31 protein-coding genes are annotated in these 22,767 nt (G+C 67.6%); 4 read left to right on the forward strand and 27 right to left on the reverse strand.

Translation table 11 applies throughout. The annotated features are described in order from the left end of the window. From ABZ195_RS20580 to whiA, 9 genes are all read right to left on the reverse strand, one after another. On the reverse strand, positions 1–680 hold a 680-nt coding region (locus tag ABZ195_RS20580), incomplete at its 3' end, for an LLM class flavin-dependent oxidoreductase (protein WP_355221017.1). A gap of 671 nt (positions 681–1,351) precedes the next feature. Continuing rightward, positions 1,352–1,669 (reverse strand): hypothetical protein, encoded by a 318-nt coding sequence (locus tag ABZ195_RS20585; RefSeq protein WP_355221019.1) that lies wholly within the window; start codon positions 1,667–1,669, stop codon positions 1,352–1,354. A 263-nt stretch (positions 1,670–1,932) separates the two neighbouring features. Then, complete coding sequence (locus ABZ195_RS20590; RefSeq protein WP_355221021.1) at positions 1,933–2,586, reverse strand: sensor domain-containing protein; 654 nt, start codon at positions 2,584–2,586, stop codon at positions 1,933–1,935. A gap of 268 nt (positions 2,587–2,854) precedes the next feature. Continuing rightward, positions 2,855–3,136 (reverse strand): hypothetical protein, encoded by a 282-nt coding sequence (locus tag ABZ195_RS20595; protein WP_355221022.1) that lies wholly within the window; start codon positions 3,134–3,136, stop codon positions 2,855–2,857. Then, entirely contained in the window at positions 3,133–3,525 is a 393-nt protein-coding gene (locus tag ABZ195_RS20600; protein ID WP_355221024.1) for a hypothetical protein, read from the reverse strand. The genes ABZ195_RS20595 and ABZ195_RS20600 overlap by 4 nt, the downstream gene beginning before the upstream one ends. Before the next feature lie 129 nt (positions 3,526–3,654). Next, the gene (locus ABZ195_RS20605; protein ID WP_355221026.1) at positions 3,655–4,641 is read right to left on the reverse strand and encodes a hypothetical protein; all 987 of its coding nucleotides are present in this window, start codon (positions 4,639–4,641) and stop codon (positions 3,655–3,657) included. Next, positions 4,629–5,051 carry a hypothetical protein gene (locus ABZ195_RS20610; protein WP_355221028.1) on the reverse strand — a complete coding sequence of 141 codons (423 nt, stop codon included), beginning with the start codon at positions 5,049–5,051 and terminating at the stop codon, positions 4,629–4,631. Before ABZ195_RS20610 ends, ABZ195_RS20605 begins: the two co-directional genes overlap by 13 nt. A 370-nt stretch (positions 5,052–5,421) precedes the next feature. Then, on the reverse strand, positions 5,422–5,667 hold the full coding sequence (locus ABZ195_RS20615; RefSeq protein ID WP_355221030.1) for a hypothetical protein: 246 nt from the start codon (positions 5,665–5,667) through the stop codon (positions 5,422–5,424). A 189-nt stretch (positions 5,668–5,856) separates the two neighbouring features. After that, a complete protein-coding gene (gene whiA, locus ABZ195_RS20620) occupies positions 5,857–6,858 on the reverse strand; it encodes a DNA-binding protein WhiA (RefSeq protein WP_355221032.1) in 1,002 nt (333 codons plus the stop codon). A 331-nt stretch (positions 6,859–7,189) separates the two neighbouring features. Here whiA and ABZ195_RS20625 point away from each other — a divergent pair, with 331 nt between their 5' ends. Then, positions 7,190–8,284: a C40 family peptidase gene (locus ABZ195_RS20625; RefSeq protein ID WP_355221034.1), complete on the forward strand. Its 1,095-nt coding sequence runs from the start codon at positions 7,190–7,192 to the stop codon at positions 8,282–8,284. Positions 8,285–8,318: 34 nt separating this feature from the next. Here the strand turns inward: ABZ195_RS20625 and ABZ195_RS20630 are convergent, their stop codons facing one another. Both ABZ195_RS20630 and ABZ195_RS20635 read right to left on the reverse strand, forming a co-directional pair. After that, positions 8,319–8,801 (reverse strand): hypothetical protein, encoded by a 483-nt coding sequence (locus tag ABZ195_RS20630; RefSeq protein ID WP_355221036.1) that lies wholly within the window; start codon positions 8,799–8,801, stop codon positions 8,319–8,321. Positions 8,802–9,336: 535 nt separating this feature from the next. Next, complete coding sequence (locus tag ABZ195_RS20635) at positions 9,337–9,639, reverse strand: hypothetical protein (RefSeq protein WP_355221037.1); 303 nt, start codon at positions 9,637–9,639, stop codon at positions 9,337–9,339. Positions 9,640–9,940: 301 nt separating this feature from the next. Between ABZ195_RS20635 and ABZ195_RS20640 the strand changes: the two genes are divergently transcribed. Next, entirely contained in the window at positions 9,941–10,492 is a 552-nt protein-coding gene (locus ABZ195_RS20640; RefSeq protein WP_355221039.1) for an Imm61 family immunity protein, read from the forward strand. A gap of 104 nt (positions 10,493–10,596) precedes the next feature. On the opposite strand, the gene ABZ195_RS20645 is transcribed toward ABZ195_RS20640, so the two are convergent. The 13 genes from ABZ195_RS20645 to ABZ195_RS20705 all read right to left on the reverse strand — a co-directional run bounded on the left by ABZ195_RS20645 (position 10,597) and on the right by ABZ195_RS20705 (position 19,233). Continuing rightward, positions 10,597–11,670: a WGR domain-containing protein gene (locus ABZ195_RS20645; protein WP_355221041.1), complete on the reverse strand. Its 1,074-nt coding sequence runs from the start codon at positions 11,668–11,670 to the stop codon at positions 10,597–10,599. Between the two features lie 147 nt (positions 11,671–11,817). Then, positions 11,818–12,327, reverse strand: coding sequence for a hypothetical protein (locus ABZ195_RS20650; RefSeq protein WP_355221043.1), 510 nt, complete (start codon positions 12,325–12,327; stop codon positions 11,818–11,820). A gap of 126 nt (positions 12,328–12,453) precedes the next feature. Next, on the reverse strand, positions 12,454–14,184 hold the full coding sequence (locus tag ABZ195_RS20655; RefSeq protein WP_355221045.1) for a ribonuclease H-like domain-containing protein: 1,731 nt from the start codon (positions 14,182–14,184) through the stop codon (positions 12,454–12,456). Next, positions 14,181–14,624 carry a DUF4262 domain-containing protein gene (locus tag ABZ195_RS20660; protein WP_355221047.1) on the reverse strand — a complete coding sequence of 148 codons (444 nt, stop codon included), beginning with the start codon at positions 14,622–14,624 and terminating at the stop codon, positions 14,181–14,183. The genes ABZ195_RS20655 and ABZ195_RS20660 overlap by 4 nt, the downstream gene beginning before the upstream one ends. Continuing rightward, complete coding sequence (locus ABZ195_RS20665; protein WP_355221049.1) at positions 14,621–14,806, reverse strand: hypothetical protein; 186 nt, start codon at positions 14,804–14,806, stop codon at positions 14,621–14,623. Before ABZ195_RS20665 ends, ABZ195_RS20660 begins: the two co-directional genes overlap by 4 nt. A 148-nt stretch (positions 14,807–14,954) precedes the next feature. Continuing rightward, positions 14,955–15,440, reverse strand: coding sequence for a hypothetical protein (locus ABZ195_RS20670; protein WP_355221051.1), 486 nt, complete (start codon positions 15,438–15,440; stop codon positions 14,955–14,957). After that, positions 15,437–15,832 carry a hypothetical protein gene (locus ABZ195_RS20675; protein ID WP_355221053.1) on the reverse strand — a complete coding sequence of 132 codons (396 nt, stop codon included), beginning with the start codon at positions 15,830–15,832 and terminating at the stop codon, positions 15,437–15,439. The genes ABZ195_RS20670 and ABZ195_RS20675 overlap by 4 nt, the downstream gene beginning before the upstream one ends. Before the next feature lie 110 nt (positions 15,833–15,942). Then, positions 15,943–16,491: a hypothetical protein gene (locus tag ABZ195_RS20680; RefSeq protein WP_355221055.1), complete on the reverse strand. Its 549-nt coding sequence runs from the start codon at positions 16,489–16,491 to the stop codon at positions 15,943–15,945. 123 nt (positions 16,492–16,614) lie between these two features. Then, on the reverse strand, positions 16,615–17,010 hold the full coding sequence (locus ABZ195_RS20685) for a hypothetical protein (RefSeq protein ID WP_355221057.1): 396 nt from the start codon (positions 17,008–17,010) through the stop codon (positions 16,615–16,617). Continuing rightward, positions 17,003–17,299 carry a hypothetical protein gene (locus tag ABZ195_RS20690; protein WP_355221059.1) on the reverse strand — a complete coding sequence of 99 codons (297 nt, stop codon included), beginning with the start codon at positions 17,297–17,299 and terminating at the stop codon, positions 17,003–17,005. The genes ABZ195_RS20685 and ABZ195_RS20690 overlap by 8 nt, the downstream gene beginning before the upstream one ends. Positions 17,300–17,363: 64 nt before the next feature. Beyond that, complete coding sequence (locus tag ABZ195_RS20695; RefSeq protein WP_355221061.1) at positions 17,364–17,906, reverse strand: hypothetical protein; 543 nt, start codon at positions 17,904–17,906, stop codon at positions 17,364–17,366. Positions 17,907–18,038: 132 nt separating this feature from the next. Continuing rightward, on the reverse strand, positions 18,039–18,608 hold the full coding sequence (locus ABZ195_RS20700; protein ID WP_355221063.1) for a hypothetical protein: 570 nt from the start codon (positions 18,606–18,608) through the stop codon (positions 18,039–18,041). Positions 18,609–18,744: 136 nt separating this feature from the next. After that, complete coding sequence (locus tag ABZ195_RS20705; protein WP_355221065.1) at positions 18,745–19,233, reverse strand: hypothetical protein; 489 nt, start codon at positions 19,231–19,233, stop codon at positions 18,745–18,747. Positions 19,234–19,518: 285 nt separating this feature from the next. Here ABZ195_RS20705 and ABZ195_RS20710 point away from each other — a divergent pair, with 285 nt between their 5' ends. Then, positions 19,519–20,247: a 3'-5' exonuclease gene (locus tag ABZ195_RS20710; protein ID WP_355221066.1), complete on the forward strand. Its 729-nt coding sequence runs from the start codon at positions 19,519–19,521 to the stop codon at positions 20,245–20,247. Between the two features lie 12 nt (positions 20,248–20,259). Here ABZ195_RS20710 and ABZ195_RS20715 read toward each other — a convergent pair whose 3' ends face one another. The 3 genes from ABZ195_RS20715 to ABZ195_RS20725 form a co-directional block, all read right to left on the reverse strand. Next, the gene (locus ABZ195_RS20715) at positions 20,260–20,940 is read right to left on the reverse strand and encodes a hypothetical protein (RefSeq protein WP_355221068.1); all 681 of its coding nucleotides are present in this window, start codon (positions 20,938–20,940) and stop codon (positions 20,260–20,262) included. A gap of 74 nt (positions 20,941–21,014) precedes the next feature. Continuing rightward, the gene (locus tag ABZ195_RS20720) at positions 21,015–21,377 is read right to left on the reverse strand and encodes a hypothetical protein (RefSeq protein ID WP_355221070.1); all 363 of its coding nucleotides are present in this window, start codon (positions 21,375–21,377) and stop codon (positions 21,015–21,017) included. Between the two features lie 152 nt (positions 21,378–21,529). Beyond that, entirely contained in the window at positions 21,530–22,057 is a 528-nt protein-coding gene (locus ABZ195_RS20725) for a hypothetical protein (protein WP_355221072.1), read from the reverse strand. Between the two features lie 429 nt (positions 22,058–22,486). Here ABZ195_RS20725 and ABZ195_RS20730 point away from each other — a divergent pair. Next, on the forward strand, positions 22,487–22,767 hold a 281-nt coding region (locus ABZ195_RS20730), incomplete at its 3' end, for a hypothetical protein (RefSeq protein ID WP_355221074.1).

The raw sequence follows: 22,767 nt of genomic DNA on the forward strand, positions 1-22,767 counted from the left end.
TGGTTGACCTCCTTCTGTTTCGCGAGCGGGTCGCCCCAGCTGAGGTGAAGGTCTCCGTGCTTCGCGGCGACTGCTAGGGCGGCGTCGCTCGCGCCGGCCAGGTAGATGCGCGGCGGCTTCTGGCCGCTCAGCGGCGGCAGCAGCCCGCCGGCTTCGACGCGGTAGAAGCGGCCGTCGAACGTGTACGGCGCGCCGGCCGCGACGCCCTTCACGACATCGAGGAATTCGTCGGTGCGCGCATAGCGGCTGTCGTGATCGATGAAGTCGCCGTAGGCACGCTGGTCGGGGCCGCCGCCGCCCGTGACGACGTTCCACTCGACACGCCCGCGGCTGATCCGCTGCAGGCTCGCGGCCATCTGCGCCGCATAGACCGGATGCACGAAATGCGGCTGCAGCGCGATCAGCAGCCGCAGCCGGCGCGTCTCGCGCGCCAGCGCGGCCGCCACGACCCACGGTTCCTCGGTAAAACGAAAGATCGGAATCAGCGCGCCGTGGAAGCCGGCGATATCGGCCGCGCGCGCGACCTGCGACAGATAGTCGATGTAGCCGAAATCGTCGTCATCGACTTTCGGCGCGACGCGCGATGCGCGCTGACGGTTCCATTCGCCGCGCGTATGCAGGTCGTGTGCGCGCCGGCCGTCGCCATGCATCGGCAGGCGCCACAAAAATTCAACAGCCATCGGAGTTCTCCTGGTCGGGCCATTCGGATTGCGTGCGGCATCGGCGTGCCGCGCGTGTGCTGCGCTGTAAAGCACGCGGTGGAGGCCGGCGCCTGGCGGCGCCTATGTGTCTGGTTGAGTATCGTTGTTAGGCAACAGTTTTCGAGTTCTCGTGTTGGGAAGGATGGCCTGCGGCCATCGTCTGGCGTCGTCTATCGTTGTGGTGCAACGGTTTTGGTATCCCGTTCGTGGTGATGGCTTCGCCATTGGTCATATCTCACTCATACTGTATTGCAGTGTGTTTCGTGTTTGTTGTCTCGGCTTCGCCGCGACCGGTGTGATGGGGTTGCGGCTACCCGGCCGGCGGACCCGACTCGAGGTCGTTTGCGCGCCTTGGTATCTCGACTCGCGTCCGGGCTGCGCCCTCCAATGTCATATGCGTTGTGTAGCAGCCGTATTCGACTATACGCCATGGCGCGCCTACGGCGCTTCACCACTGCATCCGAAGTCTGGGGCAACGCGGTCGGCGCGTGGACGCATCAAACCGACCTCTCATAGCTGCACCGCGCGATGACTGCAATACCTGAGGGCCAGTGCTCTGGCAGGCTTGCCTCTGGCCTTACTGCCTATCCCCCCGGCGGCCGGCTCCGCCGGCGATCAAGCCGTCATAGGTGCCTCGATAGCTCCAGCGGCTAGGGCGTGGGCGTAGGCGTCACTGGCAGTGCGGCAGAAATGCTCCCGCCCATGTCGTCGTGGATCTCGTCGCACACCGGCCGGGTTCCGCAGTCGATCGTCCAGTTCTTGCCAGCCAGGATCCCGTAATCCAGCCCCGCCTCGCGGAAGAGGTCGAACGTCTTCACCTGCTCATCCAGCCTGTCCTGACTCGCGTAGATGGCGAGTACGACAGTCCGGCCATACGCCTCGCACGATCCGGTGTCGACGGGATAGACGAAGCCACCGAGGGGCTTGACGGTGCACGACTGCCCGAACCTATTCAGTTCATCTGCCATCGCCTGGATGGATTGGTACTCCTGCAGTCCGGACAGTTTCGTGGGCTGCGCCGTGGCGCTGCTGGCCGTCTCCGGCCCGGCAGTCTCCTGCGACTCGCACGCAGCAACGAGCGCGGCACATACAAGAACCGCGGCCCCAAGTCGGTGCGCCCTTACCCGAGCCCCCCTCAGCATGGCAGCACTCTACAGCGCACAGGTTGGATGCAACTGCAATACCTGAGGGTCAGGGTTCGGCGGTGAGCGTAGCTGCGAGCTCCATTGCGCTATCGATCGTCGATCTTGTCGGCGATGCGCCGGGCAAGTTCGGCGCCGCGGTCGTCGACGTTCATGGCGCACGCGGACAGGTCGACGACGACGTTGTTCTGCACGGTCATTGCCCGCTGGCAGGACCAGCCTGGGAGGTCCTGTTCTGACCGGGTGATGGTGAGCACGCCCTGGTCGTTGGTCGCGGTGTTGAGTGACCAGGAGTGCGCTGGTTGGCCGGGATCGTTTAAGGCGACGCGTCGGTCGTCGCATCTAGCCCACTCCGTCGTCTGGTCGGTGAATAGCTCTTGGGCGCTGGCCGCATCGGGGAAGGACACAACCGACTGGTAGACGATGTGGTCGGCGTTGTCAGGGTTGTCGCGCAGTTCCTCGACGCGGACAGCAGTCCATCCGCTTCCTTCGTAGGTGTGGCGTTGGGCTTCGGCCCACACCAGGCACCCGTCTTCCAATGGCTCGTTCTCGTACAGGCCATGGCTGGAGCTGGTGACGCTTAGGGAGGCGCCCATCACCGCCCCCGCTTCACGGCTGCTGAGCAACAGCTGGGACAGCGCAGCGGTTGGGATAGGGCGTGCTGCATGCCCCATGGTCGGGGCCGCGACAACCGTCCCGTTGGTGCTGACGGTGCAGCCGGCCGTCAGCACGCTCAGCACCACTGCGCAGCACGCTATGTTGCCCATCCGGAAACCCATCTCCGCCCTCCGCGTCGTGTGTGTCAAAACTTGTCTCTGCGGGTGAAGTACCGGCCCAGCCGGCCCGTTCCGTCGTCACCCCGTCAACGAATCCGACGGCCTCTCTCGACGCCTTCCCCTGCGGTGCCGGCGCTCCGCTCGCTGAGGCGCGCCAAGCCGCGGCTGCGATGAAGCCCCCTGGGGCCCGGAGGGCCCTCTCAGGCACCCTCCGGGCCCGTCTTGTGGGCTGTTCTCAGCTGGTCGCGGCGGGCTCCCACCTCACGCTCGCCGTCTGGCACTGCTCGACGTACCGCTCGCTGAGGTCCGCGCTGCTGATGAACCGCAGCGGGCACGTCTCCTCCCACACTTCGGGTAGCTGCTCGATCGGGTGGATGTCGTCAGCGGTGTAGCCGCAATCGAGCATCAGCTCCCGGTCGCCGCCCCAGACGATCAGGTAGATCTTGTGGCAGCCGTCGTAGGCGAATTCACTGGCCTCGACCACGGCGTCGTTGATCATCAACGTCCCGTCGCTCACTTGCCCGACTCCGCGATCGCGCGCAGGTGCGCAAGGGTGATGTACGGGTTGTACGACCCCGGCCAGGGCGAGTCATCGTTGAGGAACGCCTCGGCCGGGAGCCAGCCGATGGCGTAATCCAGCTCGTCGTCGTCCACTGCTTGTCCGCCACTTACCGTGCCGACGTGCCGCGCATAAGACGGCAGTCGATTCTCGTCATCGACGTACACTGCCTCCGCTGTACCGATTCCCAATTCTTCAAGCCGCTCAATGGCGTTGGAGATCGCCTCCCGCTCTTGGCGGAGCGTGCTACTGGCGGCAGCAGCATCGCCCTCGATTGGCGCGGACGTGGAATGCGTCTCCTCGACGCGGTGGTGCGCGGCCTCGTTGTGTGCGGATGTATTCACCATTCATGCTCCCTTTGCGGGTCGAGTGACCGAACGCGCACGTTCAGCCGGATTGTGTTGAACTCTGTTGTCCAACAACACAATTTTACCGCAGCGCACCGACACCTTTTGCGGCAACCCGCGGCGCAGCCGTCAGGTAGTCGCCCAGCCTTCCTGAAGGGCACGCGTCCCTGCGATCGCGTCCTTGAGTGTCGGTGCGGTCTGCAGCTGGTCGAGCAGGACCCAGAGCCGAGAGGACGGGTAGACACCGGTGCCGTTGGGGATGGGTTCGAGTGGAGGGATTCTGGGGCCCAGCTCGTATACGGCGTGGGGCCGGTCGCTGGCGTCGGTCTCGGGTAGGTAGGGGAACCGGTCGCGGATGGTGGGAACGACATCGGCGTGCATGACTCGGTGGATGCGCTGCACGGCGCCGCCCCAGCGGAAGGCCATGAAGTTAGGCGGGTCGGTGGGCCATCCGCCGACGCCGTAGGGGTGGAAGTAGCAGAGCTGATCGGTGACGAACTCGCGGAACGTCGGGGTGCCCTCGCCGCCGGGGCGATCTTCGCTGAGCACCACGCTGTAGACCAGGCTGTCGGCCACTGTGCGCATGCGTATCACTTCCATCAGGTATGTGTGTAGCTCGTCAAGCCAGATACGTTCTCGCCCACGACATTTCGCGCGCGCGTCGGTGATGTCGACGAGGACGTCACGCCACGGCAGGTGTTTGACTGGGATGCCTTCGATCTCCGTCGGCAGTTGGGTCTCGGCTAGGGCGGTAGAGGCCTGTGACAGTGACACCAGCGCCCCCGACCCGTACCGGTGGATACGCGAGACGTATTGCGCCAGTTGCGTCGTCGTGGGAAGCAGCCAGTCCCGCTTGGCTTCGATGATCAGCAGTGCCGCGCTGGCCGGCAACCGCACCTCAGGATCCGTGCGACCGATTTCGGCGCGTACCTCCAGCGCGTAGTCGACGTCTTCGCCGTCACCGAGGCCCGGCCAGACGCGGGAGAGCAGGGCGTCGCTGAGTGCCGGACAGCGCGCCAGGGTGAATCCGAGTGCTGCGGTCAGGTCGTTCTCGTTCTGGCCGAGCAGGCTGAACGCCGATCCGACCTCGGTTCCGTACCGCGTCAGGGAAGCCACTCAGTCTTCCCTCCCACGCTCCGCGGGTAGTGCCGCGGCGACTCCAATCCGCCCGGTCTTGGGCACCAGGCGGGGTCGGGACAGAAGTCGATGTCCTTGCCGTCGACGTTGACCGCGGCCGACCACCACCACACCGGGCCCAGGGCGTCCAGGCCCGCCTGGGGCAGCACCATGCCGATCTCACCGGGGGTGTCGGTATCGGCGAAGCCATCCATGTTGTGCTGAGTGCCCTCGGCGAACGGGAAGTAGAAGTAGCCGACCTTCTGCCCGTCGAGCGTCTTGTAGCCGAGTTGCACGCTCGCCCCGGCCGGGTTGGTAGCCAGCAGCGACCAGAGCACGGTGCCGGTGGCGGGCACGGCCCCGGTGTAGGTCATCGTCACCTGCGCACTGGTGCCCGCGCGGCCGGCCATCTCACCGACCTTGACCTCGACCCCGGTGAGGTCGATCGGTGTTCGCGGAGACAGCCGATGCGCACGACGACTGCGGGCCGGCCAGTACCTTGCCTGGCGGCACTGCCGGCGGGGCAGCGGGAGCGGCGGCTCTGGGCGAATCGGTGGTGGAGACCGGCAGGCTCACTGACGTGCTGACCGTGGGCTCCGAGTCCGTCGATGACGAGGCTGTCGATGTCTTGGAAGCGCTTCCGCAGGCGGCTACGACGGCGACTACGCCTACCGCGCCACACACGATTCGGATCTGCCGTCTGCGACCGCGATCCATGCTCACCCCCTGGTCGTCACCGTTGCCTAGCAAAGGTACGCCACGGCTATCGACCAGTTGCGGTCAGCGATCGGTGAGCAGGCGAAGGTGACCCGTGTCAGGGTTCTCGCGCGTCTCGGCGACGCGCTCCAACGCGGAATCTGCTGCGGGGCTGTCGCTTTGAATGAGTTTGAGCACTCTTTTGCGCGCTTCGGGGTTGAACGGCTCGGCGTGCAGGTCATCGCAGGCGATCTTGAGTTCGCGAACGAAGTCGCGCACCACAGTCCAGTCCGGGTCGTTGGTTGCCGGCATCCCCGTCGCAGCGTCCATGGGCGTGACCGCTCCCTTCACTCGTAGCGACCGGTCACCGCGCCACACGGGGGACCTCATTGGTTGCTACATAGATCCTCACACGGCGTGAGGGCGGCCCGGTGCACCAATTTTCGACGGCCGAATACCGTCACTGACCTGGGTATTGTCCGCTTCCGGCGGACACTGCGACTCGAGCGAGGGGTGCCTTCATCCAGACCGACGGGCGGCGAGGTCATCGCCGGCGCCGGCGGTCAGCGCGTGCGCTGAGGTGTTGGGGACACCGACCCGGCGTGCGGTGCGATCGGCGGTGGCCAGGAGCCGCCGTAGACGGCCCGCGATGGCGTCCTTGCTCATCGGCTCCTCGGCCAGACGGCCCAGCTCCTCCAGCGATGCAGCGGGGTGCGCGATCCTGAGGCGTCCCACCTCTGCGAGGTGCTCGGGTGCGGTGGCACCGAGGATGTCGAGCGCTCGGGACACTCTCGCCGCGGTCTCTGCACCGGCGGCCTCTGAGCGTCTCCGGTTGGCGTCGTCGAACGGAGAGGATCGATCGATCTGCACTCGTTCGACGTTGCGTTGACGGCGCTGCCCCCACGCTTGGTGCGTCTTGACCGCACCGATGCGCAGCAGCATCTCCCCGGCCCGTTCGGGGTCGCGCACCACGACGCGATCGACGCCCCGGATCTCGTTCATCTTCGCCGGCACTCCCAGACGTCGCGCGGCCCCGACGAGCGCCAGTGCCGCCTCGGGGCCGGGACAGGTCACTTCCATGCCGCGGGTTCGCCCGTTCTCGACCAGGGCTCCCCGCGCGAGGAACGCGCCGCGCCAGGCCGCCTCCAGATCGGGAAGTTGCCCGGTCACCACGTGGGCGGGCATTCCGCGCACCGGTTGGCCGCGTTGGTTGAGCAGTCCGGTCTGCCGGGCGAGCGCCTCGGCGTTGTCAGTGACGCGGATTAGGAACTTCTCGCCACGGCCGGCGGCCGGCGCGAGCGGCCTGATCGCGGGGGTGTGCCCGTACAGGTCGTGGATGTCTCTGCACAGTCGCCGGGCGATGCCGAGCTGATCGACTTCGGCGACGACGGCCAGTCTGGAGTTGACGATCTGCAACCCGCCTCCGAATCTGAGCAGCGCCGAGATTTCGGCTCTGCGCGCCGAGGGCGAGCGCACCACCAGCTGGCTCAGTTCTGCTTTCGCATCGACTGTTGCCGTCATCGTGGGTTCTCCTTGGAGTGGGCTCGCCGTGGCGAGCGAGCCGGGTGCGTGAGGGCCGATTCGACGGACCGTGTCCGCCTCATGATGCCCCAGGTTGTGTGCCGGACCGGCACCTCGCCGAGCACTAATTTCGGGTGCGACTCGATAACTGGGCTGCGGTCGGTGAGGCGAATCGAACCACCCCCGCGAGAAGACGTGACGTGCGACAACCCTGACTTGATCCCCGGTCGTGGGAATATTGATCTCGATACAGGAGGGAGCACTGCGTGGCTGACATCGCCGATCGATCGCGCCGGGTGCGCGTCCTGTGTGCCGTCGGGGCGACTCGACGATGAGCACCGGTGATGAGGTCACCCAGATTCTCGACCAGTTGCGGGGGCTGCTGGGCGAGGGCACACCGGTCACCGCCCCGCTACCGTCTCAGGTTCCTGCCCAGATTCAGCAGCGCCTCAACGCCCTGCCTGGCGGGCTGGGCGTCTTCATCGACAAGCTGATCGACGAGCGTAAGAGCCAGGCCGAGATCAGCGCGGCCCTGGCCGAGGTCGACCCCTCGCTGGTGCCGGTCGTCGACGAATCCGGGGCCAACGTGACTGCCGCTCGCGATGAGCTCAACGGCACCCAGGACACCTACGCCGACCGTCGTGGCCAGTTGGCTCCAGTGGAGGGCACTCCGATGGGGCAGCTGGGTGTGCTGCAGGCCAAGGCTGATGCCGTCGGCAATGGCGCCAACACCGTGCGCGCGCAGATGCCGCCGGCTGATCTGCGCCGTGTCCTCGTCGACCGCCTCGCTCAGCGCTACTACGAGCAGGCCAAGGCGGCGATGCAGGGTGCCGGCGGCGGGATGCCGGGCGGTGGGGGTATGCCGGGCGGCGGGGGTATGCCGGGCGGCGGGGGTATGCCGGGCGGCGGCGGTAGTGGCGGAGGTTCTCCGTTGAGTGCGCTGGCATCACCGGCGACGAGCTTGGCGTCTGCGTTCTCGCCGTCATCCTCGGCGAAGGACGGCTCTCCGGGTGAGGAGCGATCGGCCTCCGCATTGCCGTCTGGCCGCGGTGGCAGTGAGGCGGGACGTCGGGTTGCGGAGAAGGCGCTGACCGCGAAGGGGCTGCCGTATGTGTGGGGCGGCGGCGGCCCCGGTGGCCCCACAGGCGGCGGATTCGACTGCTCGGGGCTGACGCAGTGGGCCTACGCTCAGGCGACCGGCGAGTCCTTGCCTCGTACGACCTACGACCAGATCCAGCTGGGCACGCGCATCAACCCCGCCGACGCTCAACCGGGTGACCTCGTGTTCTCCCGGTTCAGCAGCCGTGGACCCGAGCACGTGCAGATCGCTCTCGGTGGGGGTCAGGTGGTGCACGCCCCGCAACGCGGCGATGTGGTGCGCATCGCCGCGATGCCCACCGACGTCGTGGTCAAACGCATTGTCTGACCCGCAATGAGAACATCACCTGCCGACCAACGTTTTACGAAGTATTCGACGCCAGGTTGAGGAGCTGCTGGCTGCCGGCTTTGAGTTCGGCGGCCAGCCGTTTGGCCGCTTTGCCGTCGAGTTCGAGGAAGCTGGTCGAGCCGCGATACTCGTGGGCCTCCTGCCGATCGATGACGATGAACGAGGCGCCGTTCTTGATCTTGTCGCTGGCTCCGAGGCTGACCTCTTTACTGCTGTGCGGCAGCGCAATTCGCTCCAGTCGGTCACTGTTCTTCCATTTGCCGTTGTCTAGGGCGACGGCCAGCGCGTGAGCTATCGGTGGATCGAGCTCGGCAGCTTGATGCCACGAACCCCACTTCAGTTGGCCGGCCCATCGCAGATGCACGCTTGTGGTGTGCTCGCCGATGGCGAAGCTGGCGGTGATCTCGTGGCCGAGGGTGTTGGTGATGGTGACGGGTCGGTGCCCGGTGAGCTGCTCGAATAGCAGGGCCCCTTGCTCCCCGATGCCCTCCACCACGGATTCACGCTGTGCTGTGAGGGCATCGATTCGGGCGGTCAAGCGGTCGCGCTCACGCTCCAGCTCCGCGACACGTTGCGACGACCGCTGGTAGTGCGATCGCGCTTCTGCGGCGCACCGCCGCGGCCCGCCGGGTTCGTCAGCTGCTTTGCACATGGGCACTCGGATCGGCTGGCGCGGCGGATCGCAGCGCCGGCCATGGTCCTTCAGGGTCGGCCACGGTGGGTCAATCCCCGAGCGATGCACAGCCCCGCTTGCGCGAGGCTGCCCGAATTGTCCGCGGCCGTGTTGGCGCACCGGCGTGGTCCGATGCGAGTTGGGCGAGCTGGTTGACCCGTGGGTCCACGGGACGGCCGGTGCGCTTGCTTGCGGTGACCGCGGCCTGCGCAGCGGCGACGCGGACCGCGAGGCTGCGCTTCGGAGGAACTGGGCGGGGCGGCGCTGCTGGAGGGTTCTTCGAGTTGCGCATGCGGTAGGACTCCCTGCGGGTAGGACTGTTGTGCTCAGTGAGTACCTGCCGATCACAGCTTTTCCGTCACGTAGGTCGAGGGTGGGCCTCTTCGGCTACCGACAGCGTGAACCGTCCAGTGGCCTCGTCACCCGCTCCGTCGGCCGAGGCCTGGCGGCGCAGTTCTGCGGCGATGTCGACCGCCATCTGCATCTGGTCGGCAGTGAACATCCGGCCCTGGTCAGTCCATGTACTTCCGACGAGTTGGCTGATAGCGGGCTGCGGGAGCCCACTGGCGTCGGCGACGTCCTTGACGGTGAACAGAGGACCGGGGTCAGAGGCGCCGCGGCCTCGGCCAGGACGGTGCATCGGCAGCACGTTGTCGGCCATGGTGACCACATTAGATCGCCGCCACGCTCGGTCCGCGCACCATTTCGGAGCCTGACCAGCCCCGGTGGCAGGTCCCCCGCCTCAGCCCGGCCCGAGCATGGTCCGGGGCCCGAGGCTTGCGACCGACGGCCGGCAGGCCGCCCGCCGGCTCAGCCAGGGACATGCCATACATCCAGGTCAGCGCGCTTCGTCGTTTCGGGGTTCCGCCGGTGGGCGTTACCGCCACCGCGGGGGCACCGAAGCGCCGGCACGGGCTGTGTCGGTACAGCGGCGGTGGTGCGGCGGGATACATTTGCTCACCATGGCGGCGCCGGTCCTGAGCCCCGATTGTTTCGGCTGGGTTCGCGCCGCCGGCTACGGATGCAGTACGGACGACTCGACTGAGACCTTGGTGCTGCGATCGCAGATGGGGCCACCGACGCGGTATCACATCCGCCAGGTCCGCGATCGGCTGCGGCTGACCACTCAGACCGAAGACGACACCGAGGAACGGCCCATGCTGTTCGCCGCAGATCAGGAGGTGCTGGAGCGGTTCCTGTACGGCGTTTTCGGAGACGACATCCGTGACGATCTGGGTCTTCCCTACCTTGAATTGCCTTGGAATGCTGACGCTCTCGCTGCCGGATACAGCCTCGGGGAGATGGACCGCGGTTACCGGACACTGCGCCGCGGCGGCGTACCCCTAGCCGCGGCACCAGATCCCACTCTCAGCTTGCTGGCCCTGGTCCCGCTGTCCCACTTCCTCGGCATGACCGCCGCGGCGCTGAGGGCAGCCTTCCTGGCCGAGGATGGCGCACCGCTGCTCATCGGCGGCACTTACTCCACAGGCACCCCTTCGGGCCGAAACCCTTAGCGGGCGCCTTGCCGCGAGGGCCGAGCCCCGGCTGGACTGACCGAAGTTCGGAGCGCCGCCCCCGCAGAGGTACAGGGCCTCTGCGGGGGCGTGCGGTTCTCGGTTCAGCTCGCCTTGTACTTGAGTTGGGCCACCACGCATTCGGTGGGTTCCACGTCGTCTCGAACACCCAGCAGCACGGGTTGATACAGCGCACCGCCGATCTGCGCGGCGTAGAGGTAGCGCACCTCCACCACATCTCCGACGCACGGGATGTGTTGATTCGCGGGCACTGTCACGTTGCCAACGCTCTGCCAGTGGTTCCCGTCGAGCAGGCTCACGCCCACGCTGCGCTGTTGGTTGATTGTGGTGACCACCGCGGACGCCGTAGCCACGAACTTGAGCTTCAGTTGGGCGCCGCCGCTGTTGGGGCGGCCCGGTCGGTAGGGCGAATCGGAGCGCTTGAACACCACCCCCTCGGCGTTGCGCTCCCGGAGTGCGGCGAGACGGTCAGCCTTGTCCGTAGCGTCAGTCCAGCTGTCCACATACCAGAGGTGGGCCATCGCGCCCGCGGCGCCGAGTAGTTCGGTCAGAGCGCTGTAGCGCATACCGTACGGCCGGTCGGATAGGTCGATTCCGTTGCGCGACAGCATGTCGAACACGTGGAAGCGATCGCCGATGGCTTCACCGTCGAGCACGACGTCACCCGCAATGGCCGCAGCGGCAGCGACGATGGGTGCGGCCACGCTGACGACCAGACCGAGCTTGTTGATCCCCTCGATGTCGCCTCCGACCTTACGGAGCAGCAGCCGACGGCCGTCGAACTTCTCCTGCATGATCCAGAGCGGGTCGGCCATGACGCGGGTGAGGTCGGCGTCAGCGACGACGTTGAGCAGTTGCGGGAGCAGCCCACTGACTCGGCCTGCGTCTGCACTTTGGAGGTAGGGCGTACCGGCTTCGCCGTCGGTGTATCCCTTGGATCGCTTCTCGGCCACCACCTTCTCGAAGATGCGCCGCGCCGCTGGGTAGTCGACCGGAGTCTTGGTTTTGGTTCCGGTGGACAGGGTGCCTCCGCGTCGGCCGTAGGCGACGTTGACGACGTATCCGCCCTCTGTGGCGGCGTCGATTCGGGCTTGGTACACCTTGTCGCTGGTTCCCGACGTGAAGTACAGGGTCACCGATTCTGTCTGGTCGTCCATGCTGACGTTCCCTTCGTAGGTGAGCAGACGCGCACGCCTGCCCGGTTGGTTGAACACTGCTAATTCTACGGTGGGGCACTGACATTCACTGATCGCACCGACCGCGACCCTGGCTGTCTGGTCGCGGTCGGTCAACTTGTGCGCGGGTCAGCCGTGGCGGGCGGCGGCGGCGATGATGCGCCGCCGGAACGCTTCAAGTTGTGAGGGCCGGGTGGCGAGCGCTTCGGCGCGGGCGCGCAGGTCGCTCAGATGCGCGGGGTGGAGGCCGGCGGTGTGTTCGCCGCTGCGGCCGGTGAATAGGGCGATCCCGAAGTAGGGCTGGTAGATGGCGCGGTACTCGGCCAACAGCAGGGTCGCCAGCGGGTTGAGCGTCGCGCCGACCAGCTCGACGTCCCCGAGGTCGGGGAAACTCTCGTCGTCGGTCCACATGTCGATGTGCTCGGTGGCGTCCATGACGGTGTAGAGCCGGCATCCGATCGCCTGGCGGATGGTGGCTCCGAAGGTGCCGGTATCGCAGGGGGTCAGGTCGATGGTCTCGATGCTGGCGTCGGTGCCGATGCGCAGAGCCTTGCCGATGCCGACCGCCGGGCCGGGCCGGTGGTCGTTGGTGACGTCATCGGAGCGGAGCAGCGCGTCGGGCTGGGTGTTGGTCAACATGCGGGCCTCCTGGCCGTCGTGGACCGGGCGCTGCGCGCTCGGCCGGGTGGGTGGTTCGTTGGTGACTGTATCGCGGGGCACCGACAACTGTTGGCGGTCCGGGTGGCACTTCTGCCGTGGGCTTGATCAGTGTGCCTCAGTCGATTTCGTCGGAGGCGGGACGGTCCTGGTCTGCAGACGGTCTTTCCAGGTGCGCATTCCGTCGCGGATGGCGGCCATGGCCGCGGTGTCGTCGGCGTTGTAGCTCAGCAGCCACTGTCGGGCAGCCTTGGCGCGGGGGTGGCCATCCCGCGCCTCGTCGTGGTGGATCTGCGACTGGGCGCCGCCGGCATCGGCTGCCTGCCAGTGGAATCCGAACAGCGGCGCGACGACCTTGATGCTGGTGCCGTGCACGGTGAGGAACTGCTCTTTGAAGACGCGCTCCAGGTCGGTGAACACACCGTCGTCGGGGTCGATCAGGTCGGCGACGTCGCCGCCGAGGATGCGTCGTAGACGTGACGGTTCAGCGGCCGACCAGTGGAACACGCGCAACGTGTCCCCGGCCGCGACGGTCTGGCGGTGCAGGTCCCTCAGCCAGTCCACGAATCGACGGGCCAGTGCCCGCTCCTGGGCGGAGTCGTCGATGCTCCAGTCGGCGAAGGCGTGGAAGGCGGCGGTGGTCTCGTCGCCTTCGCGTCGCACCCTGGCCCCCCACAGGTAGACCTTGCCCTCGGTGTCCCACTCGATGTCGAGATCGACTTCGACAGCGGCGGCGGGCACGTCGACCGGTTCGCCGCGAAGGAGGGCCAGCGCAGTGCCGGTGGTGATCATCTGTGCTCTCGCTACGGCGCCGTGCAACCGGGACCGCGCGTGGTCGCGACCTCGGTGTGAGGTGTCGGCGTAGTAGGCGTCGAAGAAACGGTCTTCGTCGGCGTCGACGGCGGCCAGCGCTGCGGTCGTGCTGATGCCGAGTCGGCGCAGCGTCAACCATTCGCGGGTGTCGAGGCTGCCCACCGTCAGCGCTCGGGACGCGTCGTCCTCCCCCATCGTCTGCGCGCACGCCTGCTCGTACGGGCAGGTTCGGCATTCGGGTTGCCGGACGGGTTCGACGAGCAGGTCGCCGGCGACCGCAGCGGCGGCGACGACCGCCCGGAACCGGTGCTCGTGGTCGTAACGCTGCAACAGTGTGCGGGCGGCTTTCCCGCGGCTTCGGGAGTACGTGTGGCCCAGCGGCTCGGTGAGGTCATGCCACACCAGCACCCGCTCCTCGCCGGCGGCACCGGGCAGCGTGCTGGTGCCGATGATGGCGGCCCACAGCTGATCGGGTCCAGGGTGCCGCCCGCAGGCCTGCAGCATCCGGGTGTAGTGGGCCAACTGCATTCCGTCGTGAAGACGATGCGTCGTCGCCGACGTCCACCCCGATTCCGACTGGCGCACGTTCGGGCTCTGAAACCGCGACACCTGCGCGGTTTTCGTCTTCTTGGCCTCCAGGGTGCGGTGGTGTTTGACGTCACCGGGCAGGTACCCGCCGTCGACTCGAATCAACAGGTCCGGCTTGCCCTTGCGGGCGCCGGGGTGGTCGTCGGGCAGCCATCCGCCGAGGATGAGCGGCGCTGCGGCGTCCATGGCGGCAAGAGTCGCCGAGATCGCCTCGTCGTGCCGTAGCCGCGCGTCGATGACGACGGCGCCGGGGAGATTCTCGGTCAGTTCGGTGAAGACCTCCGCTTCGTAGGCGATGCCCGCGTCCAGTCGCGCCTGGTCCTCGTCGTCGGGCAGCCACGTCTGCGGTTGGGGACCGAAGTCGTGCTGCGTGCGGACGGGGCACTGCTTGGCCGCATAGCCGCCGAGCAGCACCGCGCCGCCGGTGGCGTTGGTCATGTTGGCGCACACCCGTGTAGCGGCTGGGTGCCGCCGAGATCCCAGTGTTGCCAGGGCATCCGGCCGTGCGCGTCGGGCCAGACGATCTGCTGTGCCGCGAGAACGGCGCCGTAGAGTGCCCGCACGGTGGTCAGGTCGTCGGTGTCGTCCATGGTGAGCGCGACGACGGTCAGTCCCCCGGCGAGCACTTCGGAGAGCGGTTCGCCGCAGGCCAGCTGCCCGTGGTCGACGGCCTTGCGGGCGGCGGCGTTGAGCACACCGTGGGCGGTGCGCGGCGGCAGTCCGTAGATCGCCAGCTCAGGCAGTCCCCGGTCGGTGAGCCCGACGGTGTAGCTGAACGGTGGGCCGTCCTCGGCGCAGGTGGGGAAGACGCCGATCACGGCCCACCCGTGGGTGTCGATCAACCGGCGGGTGTCGGCGTATCGGTCTGCGGTGTTCATGCGGTGACCTCGCGTCGCCAGGCGTGGCGGTGGCCCTTGCCTGGACGTTTGTGCATCCGGGCTTCGTTGCGGCTGCGCGGCGTCAGCTGGGCCGGGGAGCGTCGCTGCTCGACGCGGGCGCGTCGCCGCATCTTCTCCTGGTGATCCGCATGTGCGGCGAGATCGTCTGCGCTGCAGTGCATCGCTGTCTCCTCATCGGTCGATGACAGGGCCCTCGGGCCGTGCCGGTGGTGGGCCGCGATGCTGCTGCGACCCGTTGCGGTAAGTGTATCGGTCGGGTGTGACAAACAGCGCGGGCCGCGCTGCTGCAGCTGGCCCGCGCCGGTGGCCTCACCCGATGCCGCGGCGCAGCGCTGTGCTCATCAATCCGTCGATGTGCCAGGGCGACTCGGTGAGGGCACCGAGTGTCGGGGCACCGGTGCGGTGCCGTCGGATGGGTGCGCGGTGTGCGGCGGCGAAGTCCTGCCCGACGTGGACCAGGAACAGGATCTCGCGGCGCCGGGGATCGCGGGAGGGCCTGATGGCAGCGGGGTCGGTGTCGGTGGCGTCGGGGGTGACTTCCCATGCCGAGGCCAGCCAGAGGGCCTCCACCGCGCAGTGCTGCGTGAGCAGGGCTGTGACCGCTTCGGCGGTTTCCTCTTTCTGGTGGTCGGCGTGTGCGACGGCGGTGATGTGCCGCCGCCCGTCGGCGGTGGTGAAGAACAGCATCGGCTGCCAGTCGTCGGTGGGGGCGCGAAAGCCCGTCTGAACGGCTCGGGCGCCGTGGTAGGCCACCGTCACCAGGTCGGTGATCGCGTGCGCGGCGGTGGTGTTCACGGCATCTCCCAGGGGTCGGTCGAGGCGATCGGGTTGGCGTTGCGATCGTTGTGCACGCGCCCCAGGTGGGTGTTGAGGTCGGCGAGGACGACGGTGCAGCCGCTGGGTGCAGTCTGCTCCCAGCGGATCAGCTCGCGTGGGAGGTTGCCGATCGCGTCGTTGAGGCCGTCGAAGCTGAACCCGCGGTCGTGGGCCTCGGCGCGTTCGTCCAGCAGTTCGGAGCGGTCGTCTGTGAGCGCCAGGCTGCGGTGTTCCTCGTCGATGCACAGGCTGGCGCGGCCGGTCTTGAGCATCCATGCGCGCACGATCTCGGTCGCGCGCAGCTCGACGGCCCGGTCGAGTGCGTCTCGGTGCCCTAGCAGCGCCGACAGCAAGGGGTCTGTATCAGTCACGGGTGTCTCCTTTGTGGTGGTGGACCGGGCTCGCGCGCCTGGCCGTTGGTGTGCCGACTTGTGTTGTGCGGCTGCGCTAATCGTATCGGCTTGGTATGACACCTGCGCCGCTAGTCGGTCACCCATACCCGACCGATGGGGTGGCCGTCCTGGTTGGGCACCGCGGTGAAGGCAAGCTCGCGCAGCTCGCCGCGGGCGAGTTGTTCCTCGACGCGGGCGATCACGGACTTCAGTGCTGAGGCGGTCCCCCGCCAGCCGTGCTCGGCGCTGGCGTCGATCTCGACGTGCAGGGTGCCATGGAGCCGCCAGCGGCGTTCTGCGGCGGCCTTGAACGCGGCGATGAAGTCCTCGATCGACACCGTGGGGTGTTCGTCGAGTTCACCGTCCCAGGCCAGCCGGTCGGTGTCCTCAACGGTCGTCTCTGCCAGACACATGTCGAACCACTCGTCGTCGACGCGGTTCATCTCCAGCCCTACCAGCTCCAGGATCGCGGGGCGGTACTCCGTGCCCCTCACGAGGTACCCGTCGAGTTCGGCGCGCTGAGTGTCGGTCATCTCTCCGGCGAGCACGATGGTGCCGTGGGTCTTGTCGCCGTACTCGTCGCGGAACATGATCGGGATGTGGGTGTAGCCGGTCTCGCGTTCGGGTTGGGCGCGCATCGGGGGCCTCCTGGATGGTTGACCGGGCCCGCAGGCCCTGCCGGATAGGTGTGCAGCGGTGCGCTGCTGTCTTGATTGTATTGGTGCACACTGACACACAGCGCCTGCAGCTCAGGCGGAGCATCAGTTTGGCACTGTCGCCCGAGGGCGGTGCTGGGGGTCTTCGCGACAGTTCCAGCCGTCGCGGATGCGTCGGGCGGGCTCGCCGCAGCACCACGGCAGGGCGGGGTGACCGGCGCCGGTCTCGATGACCGGCGCCGGGCGGTGCCAGTGCTGCCACGGCAGTAGGCCCGCACCGAGGGTGACCTGGGCCAGGAACGCGGAGTAGCGTCGGATGTCGTTCTCGCGCAACCAGTCCAGGTAGTCCTCGATGCAGTCGACGCCGACGGGTCCGCCCTCCCCTGCCACGCGGCCGCCGTCCTCGTCGAGCCACGTGAAGTCCATACCGTCTGAGGTCCACTGTCGGACGAGCCGCACACCGCAGACGGTGCACGTGGTGGTGTCGCGCGAGTCAGTCATCATGTCCTCGCTCTGCCGGTGTGGGGGTCCAGTCGCGGCGGGCATCGACGATCGCGGCCCGCACGGGCGCGAACGCACAACGGCCGCCGTTGATCTGGGCGTGGATGTGTTTCGGCGTGACCAGGTGCGCCCGGTCGGTGCTCAGGTAAAGCAGGGCGAGGTCGTAGGCGTCCCAGCGCACGCGGTAGGCACCGCGGGTGTGGGCCGTGCGGTAGCTCAGCGAAAGACCGCGGCGGCGGTGCTCGTCGGCGGCCTCCCCTGCGACGGGATCGTGGTGGTGCGGTGTCATGGTGTGCGTCCTTTCGGGCCGTCTGCTGTCGAGCAAAGCGCGCCGGGCGACGGGCGAGTGGGGTTCAGCTGCGGGGTGGCGCGGGCGTCCAGTCGGCCATGAACCAGTCCCAGTGCGGTCGAATCCTCAAACCGGACTCCGCCTTCCACAGCCGAAGCGTTTCCAGGCGCACGGTGTCGATGTGGGATCCGTTGCGCAGAGGCACGGGGGCGGCCAGGGTGATCCACTGGCCACGGGCGGCCAGCGCTGCGGTGCGCTTCTGTTGGTAGTGGGCGGCTTCGCGGCGCCACTGTCGGGCGTATTCGCCCTCGGGTGGGTCGGTCAACGCTGCCAGGACGGTCGCGCCGACGCCGACTGCTGTCGGCCCCATGGTCTCGTCCATCATCTTGATCACGACGTCGCCGCGATACTGGGCGAACAGGGTGATGGAGGCCCACACCTGGCCGGATTCTTCTCGGTGCGCCGCGAAGTACGTTCCGCCCCATTCGCATCCGTCGCCGGGGGCGCTGTTGGAGGCGATCACTTCGGCGCGGGTGCCGCGCACGTGCTGCGCGACTTCGGCGCGGGCCGAGCTTCCGCGGGGGATGGCGTAGCTGATTGATCCCATGGTGTTGGGCTCCCTTGTGGGTGTCGGTGACCGAGTGCGCGCACTTGGCCGTATAGGTGTCGTGACTTGTTGATTCTCAACGTGTCTGAGATTACTGGGAGGGTCTGACACCCGTCGCGGGTCGCTGGCGGCTCACGCCTGGTTCCACTCCTCGGCGGTGTCCTCCGTGCCGACGAACTGGTATTGGCACTCGTAGCAGCGCGCGGTGCGCGCTTGGCGGTTGATCCAGTATCCGAAGTGACGGTGTGCGCTGCTGGTGTCCGGTGAGGCGGCGAAGGTGCGCAGGACGCTGTTGGCGACGTTGCAGATCTCGTCGAGATGCTCGCGGGCACTCTCTCGGATGCCGGTGCCTTTCTCGACGCGAGCGACCTCGGTCCATCCGCTGGTGAGACCGACGAGGCGTTGGTCTCCGGCTGCGTTCTTGAGCACTGCGTAGAAGCCGCTGAGTTCGGCATCGTCGTCGCCGTGGACCTGCAGGTCGAAGCTGGCGTCGCCGATGACCACGCCGGCCTGTTGGGCCTCGTAGAAGAACTGAGACAAGGTGGCGCCGGCGGTCGGCTCCGTCCAGTCGGGCACATCGCATTCCAGCTCGTCGCCCTTGGTCTCACACCAGCGGTCGAAGGCGTCGTCGTCGATGCTGAACAGCGTGATCTGAGCGGCGGTGAGGGTCACGGTGAACGCGGGTGCGGTGGCGGTTGTCATGGGTGTCTCCCTGAGGTGTGGGACCGGGCACTCGTGTCCGGCCGGAGGTGTGTCGACGTACTGCTCGACTGACCTCGATTCTAATGGATCGGACCGACAGAGACGGGTGCGCGCTGCATCGACGCGGCTTTCGCCGTCAGTTGCGCCGCCGGTGATCGACAGCTCCGGGCAGGGGGTCGCCGCCGCGACGGCCGAGGGGATCGTTCATCTGCTCCGGGGACCAACTCGAGAAGTCCGCCGGCGGCTGAGCGTCCACGTAGGCCGCGGTAGACCGCATGCCGTACCCAAGGGTTGCTGCGTCCCGTTCGCGATCGCTTCGCACCTTCAGGTCGCGTTCCTGTTGCGCGGCGCGCTCGGCCTGCTCGGGTGTCTGATCGGAATAGCCCGGCCGGCCGGTGCAGTCGCCGGCCAGGTTGTAGAAGTGGCTGTAGGCGTCCTCGCGGCGGTAGTCCGGGTTCTTGACGCGGTGCGCGGCGTACCACTCGTCGAAGTCCGGTGCGTAGGGCGGTGTGAACGGTGGCGGGCCGATGTGCGGCCCCCAGGCCTCGACGGCGGGTCCGGAGGTCTCGGCGATCCGTGCGTGCAGTGCCCGCTCGCGGGTCTCCAGCGCCGTCACTTCGGCCACCGAGCGAGCGGCCTTCGCGCGGCAGTCGCCGCTGCATCGCTGCGGGCCACCAGGCTCGTGGCTGCCTTTGCACATGGTTCCTCCAGGGCTCTGCGGACGTGTTCGTAGTGGGAGTACCGGCGTCTTGCCCTGTTTCCGTCGCGGCTGCGCTGACTGTCTGGCCCTGGCGCGGCTGACGGAAATGTCGGCGGCGACCGGTACTACCGATCTAGGACCTGCCGACCGGGCCGCGGTTCGTGGTCGTCGGCACCGGCGGACGAGACGATGCGGCGGAACGAGGGCACAGTGTGCAAGGCCAGTCACGAGCCCGGTGGCCCGCAGCGCTGCAGCGGTGACGCACGCCGTGCTCTGGCGTCCTCGCTGGGCACCGTGGCGCAGCTGGAGCGCTGCAGGGACGCGCTGATCACGGCGGCCGCTCCGCACGATGTCCGGCCCGAATGGGGCCGCGCTGTCGAGCTGCGCCGGCAGTACATGGCCGATGCGGCGGCCTCGTCCCCTCGGGTCGCGGCCATGCGGTTCGCTCGCGCCGTTCTTCGGGAGGGGGTCGCGGTCGTCGTCGACACCGAAACGGTGTCGATGGGAGGCCCGATCTGCGAGATCGCCGTGGTGGACGCTCATACGGGACGGCCGCTACTCAACACGTTGGTCAATCCGGGGTGTCCGATGACGCCGGCGGCTCAGGCCGTGCACGGGATCACCGATCGCGAGGTCACCGGACCGCATGTGCCGTCATGGGCTGCGGTGCATCGACGGTTCGCACAGATCGTCGCCGGCAAGGTGGTCCTGGCTTACAACGCCGACTACGACCGCAGGGTGGTCGCCGACGACTGCCGCCGCTACGGCGTCGACGCCTCCGGGTCGATGTCGCACGCGCATTGGTGGGCTGATGTGATGGCTCCGCGCAGCGACTTCGAGGGCACGTCACGCCGACTACGCAACGGCGGCGGTCACCGCGCCCTCGGTGATGTCGAGCTGACCCGCCGCCATCTGCTGACGATGGCAGCGGGCTCGTAAGCCACCAGGAAGTCAGAGCTCGGCCACGCTCACGTTGGTGACATTCTCTGGCATAACAACGATTTCGTGTTCCCCACGCCCCCGCAGATAGGCGATGACCGCCGTGGCACGCACTGTTCCCGATGCGACTCGCGGGTGCCCGTGCCCTCCGAAGCGGAGCGCGAAGTTGCGGGCAGTCGCGGAATCGAGACTCCAGCTCATACCAGCGTGCCGTCCATCGACAGTGAAACCACGATGGACAGTGATGGTTTCGGGGTGACGGGCCAGATTGCGTCGCTCCGCTTCGGTCATCATCAGGTGCCGGCACGGGGTGCGTGAATCGTCCTGCAGAAGCGTCACCCACAGGTGCTCGTGCTCGTAGATGTTCTCGGCGTCGACCCACAGGTCGGCGAGCAGGGTCCAATAGTCCTCGTCGCAGAGCTGGTCCGAGATGCGGGCGAACGCATGCACTCGGAAGGGCCGCTCGTGCAGGAACAAGTACTGCGTCCAGTCTCGGCGCTCCTCGGCGCGCCGACACTCGTCTAGCTTGGCGCGCAGCCGCGCGTTGGTCATCGCGTTGAGCTGGGGGCTGTGCGGGATTGAGAACACCAACGGGTGTTTGATCACTGGCCCCAGGATCGAGTCCACCAGGTATCCCTGCAGTTCGTCGTCGAGCGGTTCCTGTCGCTGCATGAGGAGGTCGAGGTCGGTCATGTTGGTCGTCCTTGCCGGGGTTGGTGGCCGGGCTCGCATGCCGGGCCGGATGAGGGTGTCGGGCTGATCAAGGGTCACGGCACCGCGGGCTCGGTGCCGGCTTGCCAGATCGCCCTACTGCGCACTGTGGCCCGTCTGCGACCATGGCAGGTGGTGCAGGGACCGGGAATCCCACGCTTGGTGCTGAACAGGCGTCCTCGGCATTCCGGGCAGAGCACCGTCAACGTGACCGCACCGGGCCGGTGTGCGGATGCGTGAGTCCAGCGGTTCCACGCCTGCCGCCAGGAACCGAACTGCTCGGGCTGGCTTACCGTCCATCTGGCGAATTCAGTTCTTAGGTCATGCAATACGTCTGTGGCGCGCAGATCGGGCAGGGCTGCTAGCAGCAGATGGTGCGGCAGCCGGTTGATTTCGCGTGCGATGTCGTGGTTGGGCATGGCGTCGTGCCTTTCGCGCTGGTGACCGGGCACTCATGCCGGGCCGAATTGTATTGCGGTGATGCAGCGTTGAGTGTACTCAGCGGCTCCGACAGATTGGCCTGCCCACACGGGGGCGTACGGGGTTCCGGCGCGCCCTCGCCTGCCGCGCGTCAGGAGTGGGTGCCCCACCAGGCGTAGAGCTGGTCGAGCGAGGAAGGGTCCTGCGCACCTGATTCGACGACGTTGAGCAGCAACTGCGCGTCGCTGGTCCACACGACCACAGCTTGGCCTGCCTGAATGCCGCAGAACAGGGTTCCTGCCACGGTGTCTGGAGCGGCGTTGCGTCGCCACGGACCGGGTGACTGAATGTTTCCGGGACAGGTCACCTGCTCGAATTTGCCGATGGTCTCGGTGAAGGCTCCGGTGAGGGCCCGCTTGTCGGGATAAAGCGTGTACGTGGCTTTCACCGGCCCGCCGGGATCGGTGTTGGGTCCGCAGGTGACCGTGGCGTCGGCCGCAGCCTCGTCCGGCGAGCAGCTGCTTTCCGAATACCCCTTGGGCAGAGCGGCATTGAGTCGCTTGAGGGCTTCGGCGTCGGGTTTGGCTTGAGCGCTCGTGGTCGTGATCGTTTGATCGGAGTCCGATGATCCCGCGACGGTCCAGACCGCGATCACGATGAGGATCAGTCCGGTGAGCACAGCGGCACCGACCGCCAATGCCTTAGCCGAGGGAGTACTCCTGCCGGAATTGATTGGGATGACCGGTGGGGGGCCCCCGTTCCACGGCGGCACCGTCTGCCCCGCAGGGGCGGAGTGGGGGGTACGTGCACCTTCCGGCCATGCTGAGGTCTGCACGGGCGGGCCTCCGAGGCGAGAGGGCCGCGCGGGAGGGGCTGCAGGTCTGGGGCCGAACGGCATGCTGGGCGCTGGTGGGGCCGGCGGAGCGCCGAGGGGCCGCCGCTGCGCTATTGCGACGATGCCCGCTTTGGCGACGGACGCGCCGGAGGGACGTGCCGTGGCCACTGTTGGGAGGGGGCCGGTGGTCTCTCCGTCGCTGGGAGCAGTCGCCGCTGGCATCACCTCGCGCCGTGCACCAGTTGGGCTTGGTGTGGGGACGAGCGGTTCCACGTGCCCGTTGGCGACCGGCTCTGCCGCTATCGGCATGAAAGGACCCGGCTGCGGCGGTTCCTGGTACTCCGGCTCGGCCGAGGCCGGTGCTACCGGCGACCGATCGGATCGAACCGCGATGTCGCTGCCGAACGGACGGTCCTCGGCCCCGTGTTCGAGCTTGACGGGTGTCGTCTGTTCGAGGTCGATGTCCAAGCCGCTGTCGGCACCCGGCGATGGCGCTTCCTCGGCGAGGTCGTCGCGCTCGGCCGGGGCGGCGTCGAGGTCCTCGGCGGGAAACA

Origin of the sequence: Mycobacterium sp. NPDC006124 (assembly GCF_040614235.1) — a bacterium.
GTDB lineage: Bacteria > Actinomycetota > Actinomycetes > Mycobacteriales > Mycobacteriaceae > Mycobacterium.

What these genes read in the sequence shown, in the direction of transcription:
- ABZ195_RS20695 (WP_355221061.1), bottom strand. Translation starts at nt 17,906, where the DNA reads ATGGGATCAATCAGCTACGCCATCCCCCGCGGAAGCTCGGCCCGCGCC.
- ABZ195_RS20680 (WP_355221055.1), bottom strand. Translation starts at nt 16,491, where the DNA reads ATGCGCGCCCAACCCGAACGCGAGACCGGCTACACCCACATCCCGATC.
- ABZ195_RS20665 (WP_355221049.1), bottom strand. Translation starts at nt 14,806, where the DNA reads ATGCACTGCAGCGCAGACGATCTCGCCGCACATGCGGATCACCAGGAG.
- ABZ195_RS20660 (WP_355221047.1), bottom strand. Translation starts at nt 14,624, where the DNA reads ATGAACACCGCAGACCGATACGCCGACACCCGCCGGTTGATCGACACC.
- ABZ195_RS20615 (WP_355221030.1), bottom strand. Translation starts at nt 5,667, where the DNA reads ATGGACGCTGCGACGGGGATGCCGGCAACCAACGACCCGGACTGGACT.
- ABZ195_RS20685 (WP_355221057.1), bottom strand. Translation starts at nt 17,010, where the DNA reads ATGACTGACTCGCGCGACACCACCACGTGCACCGTCTGCGGTGTGCGG.
- ABZ195_RS20640 (WP_355221039.1), top strand. Translation starts at nt 9,941, where the DNA reads ATGGCGGCGCCGGTCCTGAGCCCCGATTGTTTCGGCTGGGTTCGCGCC.
- ABZ195_RS20625 (WP_355221034.1), top strand. Translation starts at nt 7,190, where the DNA reads ATGAGCACCGGTGATGAGGTCACCCAGATTCTCGACCAGTTGCGGGGG.
- ABZ195_RS20655 (WP_355221045.1), bottom strand. Translation starts at nt 14,184, where the DNA reads ATGACCAACGCCACCGGCGGCGCGGTGCTGCTCGGCGGCTATGCGGCC.
- ABZ195_RS20610 (WP_355221028.1), bottom strand. Translation starts at nt 5,051, where the DNA reads ATGGCCGGCCGCGCGGGCACCAGTGCGCAGGTGACGATGACCTACACC.
- ABZ195_RS20690 (WP_355221059.1), bottom strand. Translation starts at nt 17,299, where the DNA reads ATGACACCGCACCACCACGATCCCGTCGCAGGGGAGGCCGCCGACGAG.
- ABZ195_RS20715 (WP_355221068.1), bottom strand. Translation starts at nt 20,940, where the DNA reads ATGACCGACCTCGACCTCCTCATGCAGCGACAGGAACCGCTCGACGAC.
- ABZ195_RS20600 (WP_355221024.1), bottom strand. Translation starts at nt 3,525, where the DNA reads ATGGTGAATACATCCGCACACAACGAGGCCGCGCACCACCGCGTCGAG.
- whiA (WP_355221032.1), bottom strand. Translation starts at nt 6,858, where the DNA reads ATGACGGCAACAGTCGATGCGAAAGCAGAACTGAGCCAGCTGGTGGTG.
- ABZ195_RS20720 (WP_355221070.1), bottom strand. Translation starts at nt 21,377, where the DNA reads ATGCCCAACCACGACATCGCACGCGAAATCAACCGGCTGCCGCACCAT.
- ABZ195_RS20635 (WP_355221037.1), bottom strand. Translation starts at nt 9,639, where the DNA reads ATGGCCGACAACGTGCTGCCGATGCACCGTCCTGGCCGAGGCCGCGGC.
- ABZ195_RS20650 (WP_355221043.1), bottom strand. Translation starts at nt 12,327, where the DNA reads ATGTTGACCAACACCCAGCCCGACGCGCTGCTCCGCTCCGATGACGTC.
- ABZ195_RS20700 (WP_355221063.1), bottom strand. Translation starts at nt 18,608, where the DNA reads ATGACAACCGCCACCGCACCCGCGTTCACCGTGACCCTCACCGCCGCT.
- ABZ195_RS20585 (WP_355221019.1), bottom strand. Translation starts at nt 1,669, where the DNA reads ATGGCAGATGAACTGAATAGGTTCGGGCAGTCGTGCACCGTCAAGCCC.
- ABZ195_RS20645 (WP_355221041.1), bottom strand. Translation starts at nt 11,670, where the DNA reads ATGGACGACCAGACAGAATCGGTGACCCTGTACTTCACGTCGGGAACC.